Here is a 15,115-nt window from a genome sequence, read left to right on the forward strand (position 1 = left end):
GCGGCTGATCTCGCGAGGAGTGAGAAACGTATGTCGAAAATTGTTGGCTTCTTGATCGCCGTGCTGTTGTGCTGTGTGGGCAGCCCCACGCTTGCCCAGGAGCGGGACGTCAAATTCATTCTCGATTTCATCAGTCTTGGACGTCATGCGCCGTGGTACGTCGCGCTGAACAAGGGCTACTACAAGGAGGAGGGGCTGAACGTCTCGATCCTGCCTTCGAAGGGGACGGCGGACGCCATTCGTTCGGTGGCGACCGGTACCACCGAATTCGGCTTCATCGACGTGCCGAGCCTCGTTGCCGCAGGAAGCAACGCGGCGGCGGTGAAGATCGTCGCGGTGAACTACCAGAAGCCACCCTACTGCGTCTTCAGTCTCGATACCGGCGCCAATATCGATACGCCCAGGAAGTTGCTCAATCTCGAGCTTGGCTCGAGCACGGCCTCCTTCATTCCGAAGATCTGGGCGGCCTTCATGGAGATGAACGGTGTCGACAGCAAGACCCTGAAGGTGGTCAATATCGACGGCGCCGCCCGTGTGCCCATGCTGGCCGCACGAAAGGTTTCCGCGATCGACACTTTCATCATGAGCGAGCCCTCGATCCGCCGCGCGCTTACCGATGCCAAGCCGGTTTGTCTGTTCGCCGGCGATTTCGGTCTCGAGATCTATGCCAATTCCATCGGGGTCAACGAAGCTTTCCTGAAGCAGAATCCCGAACTTGTCAGAAAGTTCGTCAGGGCGTCCTTGCGGGGCTGGAAGGATACGTTTGACAATCCCGAGGAAGCCGCCCGGATCCAGTTGCAGTATGTCAAGGCGCTTGATCCGCAGATCGTCGTCGACGAAATCAACATCCTGCGCCGGGTAGCGATCAGCGATGACGTCAAGAAATATGGCCTCGGCTATGTGTCGCCGGAGCGCATGAAGACCACGGTGGATTTCATCAACAAGAATATCGATGTGGCCGGCGACAAGGTCACTGCCGAGCAGATCTATGTACCGGGCTTCCTGCCGGACAAGCCGATCATGCCATGACGGCGATGGATCGGAACATTTGCCGCCATCCGCACGCGCAACGACTGGCAGGGGTGATGCCGCCCCTGCTACTTGCCTTGCTGGCCTTTGTGCTCGTCGCGAGCCAATCGACGTCCGCCGCGGAGAACTCCTTTCCGAGCCGGCAGATTACCATCGTCTCGCCATACCAGGCCGGGGGTACCAGCGACATTATCGCGCGATTGATCGCGCGAAAGCTCTCGGATGCATGGAGCCAGCCGGTCATCGTCGAGAACAAGGCGGGAGCCAACGGCAGCATCGGCATCATGGCGGTGGTCAAGGCGCCGGCCGACGGCTACACGCTGCTGGCGGTGGCTTCCAGTGCGCTGACCATAAATCCGCTGATCTACCGCAATCTGCCTTACGATGTGGCCCGCGATCTCGCGCCGGTCACGCGCACCGGGCTCGTTCCAAATGTGCTGGTGGTGAACCCGGCGCTGCCCGCGACCAGCGTCGCGGAGCTGGTCCTCTTGGCCCAGGCGAAACCCGGCCGGCTCAATTATGCGTCCCAGGGCAATGGTTCCAACGGACACCTGACAGGTGAAATGTTTCGCCAGCGAGCTGGAATTGATATCACCCACATTCCCTACAAAGGCAGTGCTCCCGCTGTCACCGACCTTGTATCGGGGCAAGTGGATCTGATGTTCGATAACTTGCCGAGCGTGCTGGGGCAGATTCAATCGGGCCAATTGCGGGCTCTTGCCGTGACCACGACGACGCCAAGCCCGCTGTTGCCCAACGCGCCGACGATCAGCGATGCGGGATTTCCTGGCTTCGACAGCAGCGCCTGGTTTGCCGTGCTGGTCAGCGCGCATACGCCGGAGCCGGTGCGCGCGAAGATTGAAGCGGCCGTCGTCGGGCTCTTCAAGGATGCCGGTGTGTCGCAGCGCTTTGCCGAACTCGGCATTGCACCGGTCGCCAGCGGATCGGCAGAGCTCGCGCAGCGGATCGAGAGTGAGAACCGGATGTGGCGCGACGTGGTTGCCAAGGCGGGAATCTCGGTGGAATGATCCCGATTGAAGCGGCGGCGCACCCGTCGTGACGTCGTCTCCAATGACCGATGTACAGGACCCGAAGCCAATGACCGAGATCATCCGCCTGGATGTCCACGCCCATCTGATCGCGTTCGATGGCGCCCCGCTGGCCCGCTTTACCGGGGTCGACTGGGACCCGTCAGCCAGGAAGCTGGTGGTGGATGGCCATGCCATCGGACTGGCCAATCTGTTCAATCCGGGAGCATTGATCGCATGGATGGACGAGCACAGGGTCGAACGCGCGTGGATATCCGTTCCGCCGCCGGTCTACCGTCAGCAACTGGCTGCCGACGACGCGGCGCGCTGGGCGGCGGCGCTCAACGACGAACTGATTGCGATCGCGCGAGAAAATCCGGATCGCTTCGCGCCGTTGCTGCATCTGCCGGTGGAGCATCCCGGGGTCGCAGCACAGATCGTCGGTGCAGGGCAGGCGACGGGGCAACGGCGCTTCGCCATGGCGGCTGGGGCGCCAAGCTCCGTACTCTCAGCGCCGGCTTATGAGGCGCTGTGGCAGGCGCTCGATGCAGTTAAAGGATTTCTGTTTCTACATCCGGGCGAAGGATGCGACGCACGGCTTGATGCGTTTTATCTCCACAACCTGTTGGGCAATCCGGTAGAGACCGCGATTGCAGCTTCGCATCTGGTGTTCGGCGGCGTGCTGGAGCGCTATCCCGGGATCGAGATCTGTCTCGCCCATGCCGGCGGCGTCACTGCCGCTCTTGCGGGACGTTGGGAGCGCGGCCATGTCACGGTGCGTCCGGGGCTGGATGCCGGGAAGGAGGCGCCGCGCAAGGCACTACGCCGCTTTTGCGTGGACTGCATCGGCCACGACCGCGGCGCGCTCGACCTGGCGGCGTCGGTGTTCGGACCCGACCGTGTTCTGTTCGGATCGGACTGGCCGTTTCCAATGGGGTTGCCCAAGCCGCATGCTCAGCTTGCCGACCTCGATCCGCAGTCTCGCAAGCGTATCTTCTGTGACAATCCACAGCGGTTCGATTGATGTCGACCGCCGCCTCCGTCAATGACGGAGGCGGTCGCTGTCGCTGCGTCAGTCGAGCCGAACGTCGGATCGGGCCGCCAGGTCGGTCGTGACCAGGCGGTTGCGCAATTCGCCGATGCCGGTGCCGCGCACGACAACCTCGTCGCCGTCTTTCATGAAGATCTGCGGCTCACGCGCATTGCCGACGCCGCTCGGTGTTCCCGTCAGAATGACATCGCCCGGATGCAGCGTCATGCCGAACGATAGTTCTGCGATCAGTTCGTCGATCGGGAAGGCCATCTGTGCCACCAGGGCGTCTTGCAGGAGTCGGCCATTGAGCTCGCATTGCAGGCGAATGTTCGGCACATCGAGTTCATCGGGGGTGACGATCATCGGGCCGAGCGGCATGGTGCCGTCGATGCTCTTGCCCTTGAGCCACTGGCCGCCGTGCCGCCGCTGCAGGTCGCGCTGCGAGACGTCGTTGGCAAGGCAATAGCCGAAGATGTGGCCCAAGGCTTCCGCGCGCGGAATGCTGCGCCCTGCCTTGCCAATCACGATGGCGAGTTCGGCTTCGTAGTCCCATTTGCTCGACACCCGCGCGTCGTAGGCGATCGCGGCAGTCGGCCCGATCACGACATCAGGCGACTTGGTGAAGAAGGTCGGAGCCTTCGGCCGGTCGACCTCCTGGCCCTCCCGCTTGCCGCGCCCTTCCTCGAAATGATCCCAGTAGTTCCAACCGGTGCAAAGCACGTCGCGCCGGAAGCGGCGGATCGGCGCCACAAGCGTTGCGTCATGTGCGGCAATCCGCGGGCCGTTGCTGAGGGCGTCGCGGATGGCCGTATCCCGTGTCTCAATGGGGGCGGAGATCAGGTCGACCATGTCGCCGGCCGTCGGCGCGATCAGCGCAATCTCGCCGTCCCGCACAATGCCGAGGCGATCCTCGCCGTTCAGACTGATAGTGGCAAACTTCATGCTCTCTCAACCAGATACGACCGCGATTGCGTTGATTTCGATGAGATAGTCAGGCGATGTCATCTTGCAGACCTCGACCATCGTGGAGGCGGGCGCGATGCCGGTGAAATACTGCCGGCGCACCTTATGGATCGCTTCAAAATGCTCCATGTTGCGGACATAGACGTCCACGCGGCAGATGTCGTCCAGGGTTCCGCCGGCTTCTTCGACGGCGGCCTTCAGGTTTTCGCAGACCTGCCGGGTCTGCTCCTCGACATTGCCGATTCCCGCGATCGTGCCGTCGGCCCGGCGCGAGGTCATTCCCGACAGGAACACCAATCGCCCCTGCGCCTCGATCGCGGTCGCGTGGGAAAAATGGCCATTTGGCTGCCGCAGCTTGGCGCTGACGATTTGTTTCTTGGGCACTGATATCTCCGGATCAGATGGACAATTCGGTAGGGATCGCGACGTTCAGGCGCGCTGCACAGGTGCGCAGCGCAGCCAGCGTGGCGGTTGCGATGGTGACGGCGCCCTGGGCGTCGCGCTTGCGGTGCTCGGCACGATCGCCTGGAAGCCGGATCTCGGTTGCTCCGGGTGCGCGACGTGACGCACGGATTTTGTTTGCGACGGACGAGGTCGCCGCGTTGAAATCGGCGAGCGGGCGAAAACCCGCAATGTCGATGGCGACGAAGAGGTTGGCGCAGCCGTAGGGTTTGCCGGGGTCGCCATAGAGCGGCTGTACGGCGTCGCCGATGGCACCCGAGGAGAGGCCGCCGGCGAGTAGATCGATCAGCAGCGCGAGACCGAAGCCCTTGGGGCCCGCCGCTGGCAGAAGAATTCCCTTGATGGCTTCGGCCGGGTCGGTCGTCGGGAGGCCGTCGGCGTTCAGCGCCCATCCATCGGGGATCGTCTCGCCTTTGCTCTCGGCCAGCCTGATTTTGCCCATGGCGCCGGCGCTCAAAGCGAGGTCGAGCACGATCGGATGCTGTTGCGTCGGCACCGCGAACGCGATCGGATTGTTGCCGACGACGCGATCGGCGCCACCGGGGGCCGGCAACAGCGGCCTAGTGTTCGCCATCACGATCCCGACACAGCCGCTCAATGCTATCGCCTTGGCGAACCGGCCGGCGGCGCCGAAATGGAAGGTGTCGCGGACCGCAACTGCGCCGAGGCCGTGCTGTTGCGCGCGCGCAGCCGCCAGACTGGCTGCGCGATCGCCGATCACATGGCCGAAGCCATTCTCTCCATCAATCACGATCTGCGTACCTGTATCGGATACGATGCGTCCCTGCGCTGCCGGCGCAACGGAGCCGGCCCGGATGCGGTCGAGATACATCGGCAGGAGCATCAGGCCATGAGAGGGAAGGCCTTCCATATCGGCATCGGTCAATGCCTCTGCCACGCTCTGGCCGTGCGCCGCAGGCGTGCCCGCGCGGATCAGCAGAGCCGCCGCGAATTCCGTCAATGCGCCGGAGGGAACGGTCGCGGTATTGCTCATTGGGTCAGGATCCCCGTTACGCGATCAATGCGCGTCCCTCTCGTCGGCGTACCATGATGGCTTCACCGGATAGTGCGGGCCGTCGTAGATCTCGACGACCACAGTCTCTTCATGCGCGATGGTCGGTCCGTGCACGTTACCTTTGGGGTTGCAATAGAAGCTACCGGCCTTCAGCGTGACGCCGGTCGCCGTGTATTCGTAGTGGCCCGACAGGCAGAACATCATCTGGTTGGACGCATGCAGGTGCGGCTCCGGGATGCTTGCGCCCTTGTCGAACTTGATCAGGGCCACGGATGCCCCGGTGGCCTCGTTGCGCCAGAGCATCTTCTCGTGAACGCCTTTCAGGGATTTCGCACGCCACGGCATGCCAGCCGTTTCGGTCAGGATCTCTTCCAGCTTGGGGGCGCCTTCAGGAAGCGTCATGTTTTGCCAAGTCCTCTCATCGTGCAGATGAGTTCATGATATTTCACATGATACTTTTTGGCAAGCGGGCTCGTCCGGCCCTCGCCCGGCGTAGGCTTGGCGCCGATCGAAGCTCAGGCAGGTTCCTTTGGAGGAGCCGCACGCAGATGCATCGGCGCCCCCGCGCGCGGCGCACCGTGTTGCACCTTCAGGACGCGTTCGCGCAGGCTGTCGAGGTGAGCGCGCATCGCGCGCCCTGCGGCGTCACCGTCGCGGCTGCGGATCGCCTTCAATATGGCGCGATGCTGCTTGTCGGACGCAGCAGTGTCGAGCGTTTGCCAAAGGTGGAGATACCAGGCGCGGGTACAGCGCTCGTGGAGCGACAGGGTGAAATCACCGAGCACGCGGCTGCGGGACATCTTGCTGATCTTCTTGTGAAAGGCATGGTCGCATTCGACGAACGTGTTGATCTCGCCGCCAGCGTTGCGCGCCATGCCGCCGTCCAGAATTGTCTGCAGTTCGTCGATATCCTTCGCCGTGGCGTGGGTTGCTGCCATGCGAGCGATTTCCGGCTCGATGACCAGGCGCGCATCGAGAAATTCGATGATTTGCCCGATAGAATCCGGTTGGATAATCACGCCTTTGCGCGGCACAACATCGATCAAGCCCTCGAGCTGAAGACGCTGGAGGGCCTGGTGGACGGGGGTGCGGCCGAGCTGGAGCAGATCGCAGATCGCGGCCTCGTTGAGGTATTGGCCAGGCAGAAAGTAGAGCGTGATGACCTTCTCTTTGATGGCCTCATAGGCCTGTTGGGTCAGGGACGCGGATCGATCAGGGTGCTCTTTCTGCTGCTTGGCGACCTTCGAGGTTCGCTTTGCGCTGGATTTGCTTTTGCTCATTGGGTCTAGACCATGCAGCCGGTTGATAATGCTGCGCTTATCACAACCGGCCGAGGGCGTCGAGCAACTGCTGGAAGGGTCGTCGGAAGCTGCCGAGGACTCGTCGGTCTCGGTCGAGGCAGGAGATCGATCGGCTGAGGCGTTCATCCGTGTACGAACCCTGTGCAATGCTTGCGCATACTTTGAGCGGCGACAGTCTCCTGGCTTGTTTACAACCAATAGGCCTTCTGTCAATCATGTGAAATATCATGTGATGCGGCAGGTGAGATATGATGCTCGATCGGCGCGTGGTCTTGAAGGGCGGGGCGCTTGGCGGCCTGGTATTCATTGTCGGCGGTGCTGAAACGGTGCTGTCGCCGCGGGAGGCCCGCGCACAGGCGGTGCCGTTGTCGGTTCTCACCCCGGGTGAGCAGGAAACCCTTGAGAGTCTCGGCGACGTGCTGTTGCCCGGAGCCCGAGACGCCGGGATCGCCCACTTCGTCGATCATCAACTTGGCGTTCCACCCGGCGAGGCGTTGCTGCTGGCGCGTCTGGTCAATGTCGCTCCGCCGTTCGCCAACTTCTATCGTGCCGGCTTGAGGGCGTTGGACGAGGCGGCATCGCGATCACATGGTGCGCCGTTCGCCCGTCTTGCCGACGAGGTCAAGATCGCCTTCGTCGACCAGATTCGTCAGCGTCCGCCGGAGGGGTGGAGCGGGCCGCCGTCGCCGTTCTTCTATTACGTGGTGCGTAACGACGCGGTGGATGTCGTCTACGGCACCGTGGAAGGCTTCGAGAAGCTCGGCATTCCCTACATGCCCCACATTCCCCCGAGCGCAAAGTGGTGAACGGTCGTGGCAGACCTGAATGAGGCCGATGCGCTGATCGTCGGCGGTGGGGCGGCGGCCATGCTGATGGCCGCCAAGCTGAGCGCTGCCGGCAAGCGGGTGGTCGTTCTCGAGCAGGGCCCCGACTTCGCATTGAGTGACCTCGTCAGCTCGCAGATCTGGGCGCGGCGGTTGAAATGGGGCGGCGCGCCAATGGTGCTGGAGGGACGCCATCCCGTCGGCTTCGCCTACAATGCGGGCTGGGGTGTCGGCGGTGCCGCGTTGCATCAGTTCGGCAACTGGCCGCGGCTGCATCCAGAGGATTTCCGGATGAAGTCGCTCTACGGCAGAGGCGCCGACTGGCCGATCGACTATGCGGAACTGCGGCCCTATTACGACCGGATCCAGGAGGAGGTCGGCCTCTCCGGCGATGCCGCATCCGAAGTCTGGCGTCCCGACGGCGCGCCTTACCCAATGCCGCCGACGCGGACGTTCCGGCATGCCGATCTGATGGCTGAGGGCTTTCGAAAGATCGGGATCCGTACCGCACCGATGCCGGTTGCGATCAACACCGTGGAACGCGATGGCCGCGCCGCCTGCGTCTATGACGGCTGGTGCGAGGCGGGTTGTCCGATCGGTGCATTGGTCAATCCGCAGGTGACCTACCTTCCGGTGGCGGTGAAGGCCGGGGCCTTGATCAGGTCGTCCTGCTACGTGACGCGCGTGCTGCTGGATACGCGGCAGGAACGGGCGGTCGGCGTCGAATACCACGATCGCGACGGCGCACGCCATGAGCAGAGGGCGAAGCTCGTGATCCTTGCCGCCTTCGTTGTCGAGAACCCACGCATTCTCTTCAACTCGGCCACGGACAAGCATCCAGCCGGGCTCGGCAATGCGAACGGCTTGCTCGGCCGGTCAATCATGACCCATGCCGGCGCGAATGTCTGGGCCATGTTCAACGAGGACGTCGAGAATCATCTCGGCCTGTCGGCTGCGCTGCTGATGTCGCAGGACGGCTACGGCAAGGATGGCCGCGGCGACGCCTTCGGAAGCTATACCTGGACCATCGGCATTGCACAGAAGCCCAACGACGTTCTCGGTTTCGCCAATGCGCGCGGCGCGTTGTTTGGCGAGCCGCTGCATGCGTTCATGAGGAAGGCGGCGCGCGGCGTCGGCAAAGTGCAGGCGGTCTGCGAGGAGGTTCCGAACCCGGAGAACCGCGTGCTGCTGTCGGACCGCAAGGACAAGTTCGGCTTTCCCCTGGCGCGGGTGATACATGGCCTCGACGATAACGCCATCAAGCTGTTCGAGTTCGCCCGTGATGAAGGGTTGCGTGCTCTTAGAGAGACACGCGCATCGGATGTTTGGGCCGGTCCGGTCCCGAACATTTCGCACGTCGCCGGCGGTACACCCATGGGGCACGACCGCACTGCGTCGGTGACCGATGGCTACGGTCGTCTGCACGATTTTCCCAATCTCTTTGTCGCCGGCGCCGGTTTGTTCCCGACCGAAGGCGCTGTGCATCCGACCTTTACGGTGCATGCGCTGACCCTGCGCAGCGTCGAGCACATGCTCGATCACTGGGGCGGAATCGTCGATTAGGTCCATCATCAACTGTGGCAGGCTGGCATGGTCACTCTCGAAAAAGTTGACGCCGTCATCGTCGGGAGCGGGGCGGCCGGATCCATTTTCGCCGCGACGCTGGCGGAAAGCGGAAAGAAGGTGGCCGTGCTCGAACACGGGCCCGATCGCCGCGAGGATCAATGGATTAGCTCGCAGATATGGGGGCGTCGGCTCAAATGGGGCGGCGCGCCCGTCCTTGCAGACGGCAAGAACCGTTACGGACACAATTTCAATTCCGGCTGGCAGGTGGGAGGCTCGACCGTCCATCACTTCGCCAACTGGCCGCGGCTGCAGCCGACGGATTTCCGCATGAAGTCGCAGTACGACCGTGGGCTCGACTGGCCGATTTCCTATGACGATCTGCGCCCGTTCTACGACCGGATTCAGGCCGACGTCGGTATCTCCGGCGATGCGGCCGCCGAAGTCTGGCGACCGCCTGGAGCACCCTATCCGCTACCGCCACTGCGCTCCTTCCGTCATGCCGACATCGTGGCGGATGGCATGCGCAAGCTCGGCATGCGGATCGCGCCGTTACCATCCGCGGTGCTGAGCGAAAGCTACAAGGGACGTGCGGCCTGCATCTATGACGGATGGTGCCATGCTGGATGTCCGATCGGCGCGATCGGCAACGCAAACGCCGTCTTTCTGCCTCGAGCCGTCAAGGCCGGCGCCGAGATACGGCCGTCCAGCTATGTCACCCGCGTCATACTCGATGCCAAGGGGGAACGTGCCGTCGGTGTCGAGTATATTGGGCAGGATCGCGAAAGGATGTTTCAGCCCGCGGAGGTCGTCGTGCTTGCGGCCTTCGTGATTCAGAGCCCGCGTATCCTGTTGAACTCCGTGCACGATCGGCATCCCGCCGGATTGGCGAATTCCAGCGGCCTGCTCGGACGCTATGCAATGACCCACGCGGGATCGGGAGTCTGGGGATTGTTCGACGAAGACGTCGAAAATCACATGGGCATCAGCGGTGGATTGTTGATGTCCCAGGACGGCTACGCAAAGGACGCGCGGCCTGGCACGTTCGGCAGCACCATGTGGCAGGTCGGGTTTGCCCAGAAGCCGAACGATATCCTTGGCTTCGCCAACGCGCGCGGCGCGCTGTTCGGCTCCGACCTGCATGCCCACATGAAGGCGGCGGCGCGCGGCCTGACCCGGATGCTGGGTCTCAACGAGGCGCTGCCTAATCCGGACAACCGCATTATGCTGTCCGATCAGAAGGACGAGTTCGGGCTTCCTTTGGCGCGCGTCGTTCATTCCTACGATGAGAATGCCCTGAACCTCTGGCGTCATGTCAGCGAGGAGGGACTGCGGATCATGTCCGCGGCAGGCGCGAAATTAGCATGGTCCAATCCGGATCCCGGTGGCATCCATTTTCACGGCGGAACGATCATGGGTGATGCGGCCGCTACGTCGGTGACCAACGCCTTTGGCCAGACGCACGATATTCCAAACCTCTGGATCGGCGGTCCGGGCTTGTTTCCAACCGAGGGGGCGGTCAATCCGACCTTCACCGTGAGCGCCTTGGCGTTGAGATCCGCCGAGAAACTGGTGAGCGATTGGAATCTGCAGACCCCATAGTCGGGCGCGCTACGGTGGCTGAGGAAAGCTGTCGTCACGTTTGGATTTAACCGATCATGCTTGGAGCCAGCTCAAACTTGCTCATGACGGATCGGAACGAAAATCCAATGGATTCAATAAACTCGCGCCGGCATGTGCGTGTCGCGGCTCGTTCCACGAGGCGCGCTGGCGGCTTAGCGCCATCGTGTTTCACGATGGACGATTTCCGTATCGAGCATTCTCACGCTGAGAGGCAGCGCCTAGCGTGCTGGCGTGGCAAGGGCACGATGAGGGGAGAACCATGACCAAACATTTCACAACTTCGGAGCGCTTCTGGGCGGATCGGCGGCGGCTACTCGGTCTTCTCGCCGGGGTTGTGATGGCAAGCTCTGTCTCGCTTGCGGTTGCCCAAACCGGCAAGGAAACCATCACCGTTTATACCGCGCTGGAGAAGGAGCAACTCGCTCCCTACAAGGCAGCCTTCGAAAAGGCCCATCCCGACGTTGAGATTTCCTGGCTGCGCGACAGTCCGGGTGTCATACTTGCTCGCCTGCTGGCCGAGAAGGATAACCCGCGGGCCGATGCCGTCTGGGGTGTTCCGCTCATGCACCTCGTCAGTCTCGAAAAGCTTGGCATGCTCGAGCCCTATGCGCCAAAGGAGTACGAGAAGCTGAAGCCCCGCTTCCGCGACAGCAAGAACCCGCCGTCCTGGACGGGCATGGACACCTGGATGAGCCTGATCTGCTTCAACACAGTCGAGGCGAAGAAGCGCAACATTCCGGCGCCCGAGACTTGGGCTGATCTCGCCAAGCCCATTTACAAGGGCCAAATCACCATGCCCAACCCGGCCTCGAGCCACACGGGTTACATGGCAATCAACCATTGGAAGCAGTCGATGGGCGACAAGGCATGGTCCTTCATGGATGGACTGCACGAGAACATCGCGCTTTATACCCATTCCGGCTCGAAGCCTTGCAAGATGGCCGCGACCGGCGAGTACGTGATTGGAATCTCGACCGACATCACCTCACCGCAGCTCAAGGCCAAGGGCGCGCCGATCGACATCATTTTGCCCAAGGACCAGACCGGCTGGGACATCGAGGCCACCGCTATCATCAAGGGCACGAAGAAACTCAAGGCTGCGCAAGAGCTCGCCGATTTCTCGGTGAGCAAGGAGGCCAACGACCAGTACAACAAGTTCATGGCGATCGTAGCGTATCCAGGCGAGTTTCCAACGCCGAAGGCCTACCCGTCTGGAGCGGAAGCGGCCATGGCCGATCAGGACTTGACGGCGAGCGCGCTCGACCGCGAGGCGCTGACCACCGAATGGGTCAAGCGTTACGACGGCAAGTCCGAGCCGAAGAGCAATTGAAACCCCTGGCGCGGGGGAGGCTGACAAGCCGTCACCACCACTCCTCCCGTTCGCTCGGAGCGCATCCGGTAGAAGCGCGATGGGCCATCTGATGCTATCCGGATCCCCATGGTTTCCTCTTCCGGCCCAAACACGCCGCTGCTCACGATCCGCGGCCTAGGCAAGACCTTCGGCCGCCATGCCGTGTTGAAGGCAATCGACCTCGACGTGCATGACGGCGAGTTCGTGAGCTTTCTTGGGCCTTCGGGCTGTGGAAAGTCGACGCTGCTGCGTATCATCACCGGTCTGGAACAGCCGAGCGTCGGCGCGATCATGCATGCCGGGCAGAACATCTCGGCGCTCTCGGCAGCCGAGCGCGGCTTCGGCATCCTGTTCCAATCCTATGCGCTCTTTCCGAACCTCACCGTTCGCCAGAACATCGCCTATGGTCTGAAGGCCAGGGGACGGGCTGCCGACGCGCGCGTCGCCGAGTTGCTGGATATGGTCGGTCTGCCGGATATCGCCGGCAAGTTTCCGTCACAACTTTCAGGGGGCCAGCAGCAGCGCGTCGCCCTGGCGCGCGCGCTCGCGCCGAGCCCGGAGCTACTTCTTCTCGACGAGCCGCTGAGCGCGCTCGATGCCAAGGTTCGTGTCCATCTCCGAGAACAGATCAAGGATCTGCAGCGCCGGCTCGGCATTACCACCATCATGGTTACGCACGATCAGGAAGAAGCGCTCGCCATGGCCGACCGGATCGTGGTCATGAACCACGGCACTGTCGAGCAGGTTGGAACGGCCGCCGAAATCTACAACCATCCCGCGTCGCTCTTCGTCGCTGGTTTCGTCGGCAAGATGAACGTGTTGCCGGGGCGAATGTCCGGTCTGCAGTTCATGCCGCAAGACGCGTCGGCTAGGATCGAACTTGCGTCCGGTGGGCAGGATGGCGCCGCCAGACTCTGTGTAAGGCCTGAGGATATCAAGGTCTCGGCTGCGGCGCAGACACAGGCTTGCAACGGCGCATCCGCGACAGTAACGGCCATGGAATTCCTCGGTGCGTTCAGTCGCATGCGGCTCGTCGTGCCGGCCTGGGGCGGTGTGGAACTTACGGCAGAAGTTGCTGCCCGCCAGATGCGTGAACTGGCGATCGGGCCTGGAGCCGCAGTGTCGGTGGCGCTCGATCCCGCACGCCTGCAAGTGCTTCCGGTCCCCGGCGATGCGTGACACCATCGCGCGAGACCGCCGACGTCGCTCGCCTCTGCTTTCCGAGTCCGTGCTGCGGCTTATCCTGACGGCCGTCTTGCTCTTGGTGTTGGTCGTTTTGGTGCTGTTGCCGGTTGGTGCGATCCTCGGCAAGAGTCTGGAGGATCAGAATGGCGCCTTCGTCGGCCTCGCCAATTTCCGAGACTATCTCGCCAATCCCTCGCTTACGCGCTCGATCGGCAACAGCCTGCTGCTCGGCCTGCTGACGACGACGATCACAGCGTCGCTGGCGTTTCTCTACGCGTACGCGCTCTCGCGTAGCTGCATGCCGTTGAAGCCGCTGTTTCGCGGTATCGGGCTCCTGCCGATCCTGTCCCCCTCGCTGCTGCCGGCGATCGCGCTGACCTATCTCTTCGGCAACCAGGGCTTTCTCAAGGATCTACTCGGCAGTGGCTCGATTTACGGGCTGTCTGGCATCGTCTCGGCGCAGGTCTTTTACTGCTTCCCTCACGCACTGATGATCCTGGTTACAGCGCTCGGTCTCTCGGATGCGCGCCTCTACGAGGCGGCCGAGACGCTCGGCGCCTCGCGCTCTCGCATGTTCCGCACGATCACGCTGCCGGGCGCACGTTTCGGGCTGATCAGCGCCGTCTTCGTCGTCTTCACCATCGCGGTCACCGATTTCGGCGTGGCGAAAGTGATCGGCGGGCAGTTCAACGTGCTTTCGATTGACATCTACAAGCAGGTTATCGGCCAGCAGAACTTCCGAATGGGCGCCATCGTCGGCGTGATTTTGCTGCTGCCGGCGGTTCTGTCCTTCGGCGTCGACCTCTACGTCCGGCGCCGGCAGACATCAATGCTGGGTGCGCGTGCCGTCGTGCTTGTACCCAGGCCGCGCCGCGGGTTTGACCTGGTCATGCTCGTGGTTGCGAGCGTGATCGCAGCGTTCATTCTTTTGCTCGTCGGCACGGCTTTGTTCGCTTCCTTCGTGTCATTCTGGCCGTACGATCTCAGCCTCTCGTTGAAGAATTACGACTTCTCCTCCTATGACGCCGCGGGCTGGTCCTCCTATGCCAACAGCCTGAAGATGGCGGCGCTGACTGCGCTGATTGGCACGGTCTGCGCCTTCGGTGGCGCCTATCTGGTCGAGAAGGGTCCGGGGCCCACGCTGCCGCGCGCGCTCTACCGCGGCCTCGCGATGCTGCCGATCGCCGTTCCGGGGCTCGTGCTAGGCCTCGGCTACATCTTCTTCTTCAACAGCACGGCGAACCCGCTGAACGGCGTCTATGGTGGCCTGTCGATCCTCGTGATGGCGACGGTAGCGCATTATTACACCGTGCCGCATCTGATGGCGGTAACGGCGCTGAAGCAGATCGACGACGAGATCGAGGAGGCTGCGGCGGCCCTCGGCGTTGCGTTCTGGCGAACCTTCGCGCGGGTCACGCTGCCAATTTGCACACCGACCGTGATCGACATCGCGACCTATTTCTTCCTCAACGCGATGACCACGATCGGCGCGGTCGTCTTCCTCTATGCCCCCGCCACCAAGCTCGCCTCCGTCGCCGTGGTCGAGATGGACGACACGGGCGATACGGCCGCTGCGGCCGCCATGGCGGTGATGATCCTGCTAACGGCAGCGGCGGTGAAGGTCATCCAGATGTTCCTGACCTCGGTGATCGTGGCTCGGACCCAGGCCTGGCGCCGGCGCGGCGAGGGAGACTTGATTGACGACGTTGGACATGCTTCATCGGTGGCTTGACGGTGC

Annotated in this window: 15 protein-coding genes; 9 read left to right on the plus strand and 6 right to left on the minus strand. The window is 62.7% G+C overall.

The genetic code is table 11. The features are described 5' to 3' along the window. The first annotated feature begins 30 nt into the window (after positions 1-30). Entirely contained in the window at positions 31-1,029 is a 999-nt protein-coding gene (locus NLM33_RS01770) for an ABC transporter substrate-binding protein (RefSeq protein WP_254094135.1), read from the plus strand. Here the strand turns inward: NLM33_RS01770 and NLM33_RS01775 are convergent. Beyond that, entirely contained in the window at positions 1,019-1,327 is a 309-nt protein-coding gene (locus tag NLM33_RS01775) for a hypothetical protein (protein WP_254106187.1), read from the minus strand. The two genes, NLM33_RS01770 and NLM33_RS01775, sit on opposite strands and share 11 nt — an antisense overlap. On the opposite strand from NLM33_RS01775, the gene NLM33_RS01780 reads away from it, so the two are divergent. Beyond that, a complete protein-coding gene (locus NLM33_RS01780) occupies positions 1,230-2,057 on the plus strand; it encodes a tripartite tricarboxylate transporter substrate binding protein (RefSeq protein ID WP_254105622.1) in 828 nt (275 codons plus the stop codon). The genes NLM33_RS01775 and NLM33_RS01780 overlap by 98 nt on opposite strands. A 70-nt stretch (positions 2,058-2,127) precedes the next feature. Next, positions 2,128-3,081 (plus strand): amidohydrolase family protein, encoded by a 954-nt coding sequence (locus NLM33_RS01785; RefSeq protein ID WP_254094137.1) that lies wholly within the window; start codon positions 2,128-2,130, stop codon positions 3,079-3,081. Positions 3,082-3,129: 48 nt separating this feature from the next. On the opposite strand, the gene NLM33_RS01790 is transcribed toward NLM33_RS01785, so the two are convergent. The 5 genes from NLM33_RS01790 to NLM33_RS01810 all read right to left on the minus strand — a co-directional run bounded on the left by NLM33_RS01790 (position 3,130) and on the right by NLM33_RS01810 (position 6,957). Continuing rightward, positions 3,130-4,032 (minus strand): fumarylacetoacetate hydrolase family protein, encoded by a 903-nt coding sequence (locus tag NLM33_RS01790; protein ID WP_254094139.1) that lies wholly within the window; start codon positions 4,030-4,032, stop codon positions 3,130-3,132. A gap of 6 nt (positions 4,033-4,038) precedes the next feature. Then, positions 4,039-4,437: a RidA family protein gene (locus NLM33_RS01795; RefSeq protein WP_254094141.1), complete on the minus strand. Its 399-nt coding sequence runs from the start codon at positions 4,435-4,437 to the stop codon at positions 4,039-4,041. 13 nt (positions 4,438-4,450) lie between these two features. Continuing rightward, positions 4,451-5,509: an Ldh family oxidoreductase gene (locus NLM33_RS01800; RefSeq protein WP_254094143.1), complete on the minus strand. Its 1,059-nt coding sequence runs from the start codon at positions 5,507-5,509 to the stop codon at positions 4,451-4,453. A 24-nt stretch (positions 5,510-5,533) separates the two neighbouring features. Then, on the minus strand, positions 5,534-5,932 hold the full coding sequence (locus NLM33_RS01805) for a cupin domain-containing protein (protein WP_254094145.1): 399 nt from the start codon (positions 5,930-5,932) through the stop codon (positions 5,534-5,536). A 113-nt stretch (positions 5,933-6,045) separates the two neighbouring features. After that, on the minus strand, positions 6,046-6,957 hold the full coding sequence (locus NLM33_RS01810; protein WP_254094147.1) for a GntR family transcriptional regulator: 912 nt from the start codon (positions 6,955-6,957) through the stop codon (positions 6,046-6,048). Positions 6,958-7,082: 125 nt separating this feature from the next. On the opposite strand from NLM33_RS01810, the gene NLM33_RS01815 reads away from it, so the two are divergent. From NLM33_RS01815 to NLM33_RS01840, 6 genes are all read left to right on the plus strand, one after another. Beyond that, a complete protein-coding gene (locus NLM33_RS01815; RefSeq protein ID WP_254094149.1) occupies positions 7,083-7,637 on the plus strand; it encodes a gluconate 2-dehydrogenase subunit 3 family protein in 555 nt (184 codons plus the stop codon). Positions 7,638-7,643: 6 nt separating this feature from the next. Further along, positions 7,644-9,218 (plus strand): GMC family oxidoreductase, encoded by a 1,575-nt coding sequence (locus NLM33_RS01820; RefSeq protein ID WP_254094151.1) that lies wholly within the window; start codon positions 7,644-7,646, stop codon positions 9,216-9,218. Positions 9,219-9,245: 27 nt separating this feature from the next. Further along, the gene (locus tag NLM33_RS01825) at positions 9,246-10,820 is read left to right on the plus strand and encodes a GMC family oxidoreductase (RefSeq protein WP_254094153.1); all 1,575 of its coding nucleotides are present in this window, start codon (positions 9,246-9,248) and stop codon (positions 10,818-10,820) included. Between the two features lie 280 nt (positions 10,821-11,100). Continuing rightward, entirely contained in the window at positions 11,101-12,171 is a 1,071-nt protein-coding gene (locus NLM33_RS01830; protein WP_254094155.1) for a putative 2-aminoethylphosphonate ABC transporter substrate-binding protein, read from the plus strand. A 108-nt stretch (positions 12,172-12,279) separates the two neighbouring features. Then, positions 12,280-13,371 (plus strand): putative 2-aminoethylphosphonate ABC transporter ATP-binding protein, encoded by a 1,092-nt coding sequence (locus NLM33_RS01835; protein ID WP_254094157.1) that lies wholly within the window; start codon positions 12,280-12,282, stop codon positions 13,369-13,371. Beyond that, positions 13,364-15,109, plus strand: coding sequence for a putative 2-aminoethylphosphonate ABC transporter permease subunit (locus NLM33_RS01840; protein ID WP_254094159.1), 1,746 nt, complete (start codon positions 13,364-13,366; stop codon positions 15,107-15,109). The genes NLM33_RS01835 and NLM33_RS01840 overlap by 8 nt, the downstream gene beginning before the upstream one ends. The last annotated feature ends 6 nt before the right edge of the window (positions 15,110-15,115 follow it).

This window comes from Bradyrhizobium sp. CCGUVB1N3, from assembly GCF_024199925.1.
GTDB lineage: Bacteria > Pseudomonadota > Alphaproteobacteria > Rhizobiales > Xanthobacteraceae > Bradyrhizobium.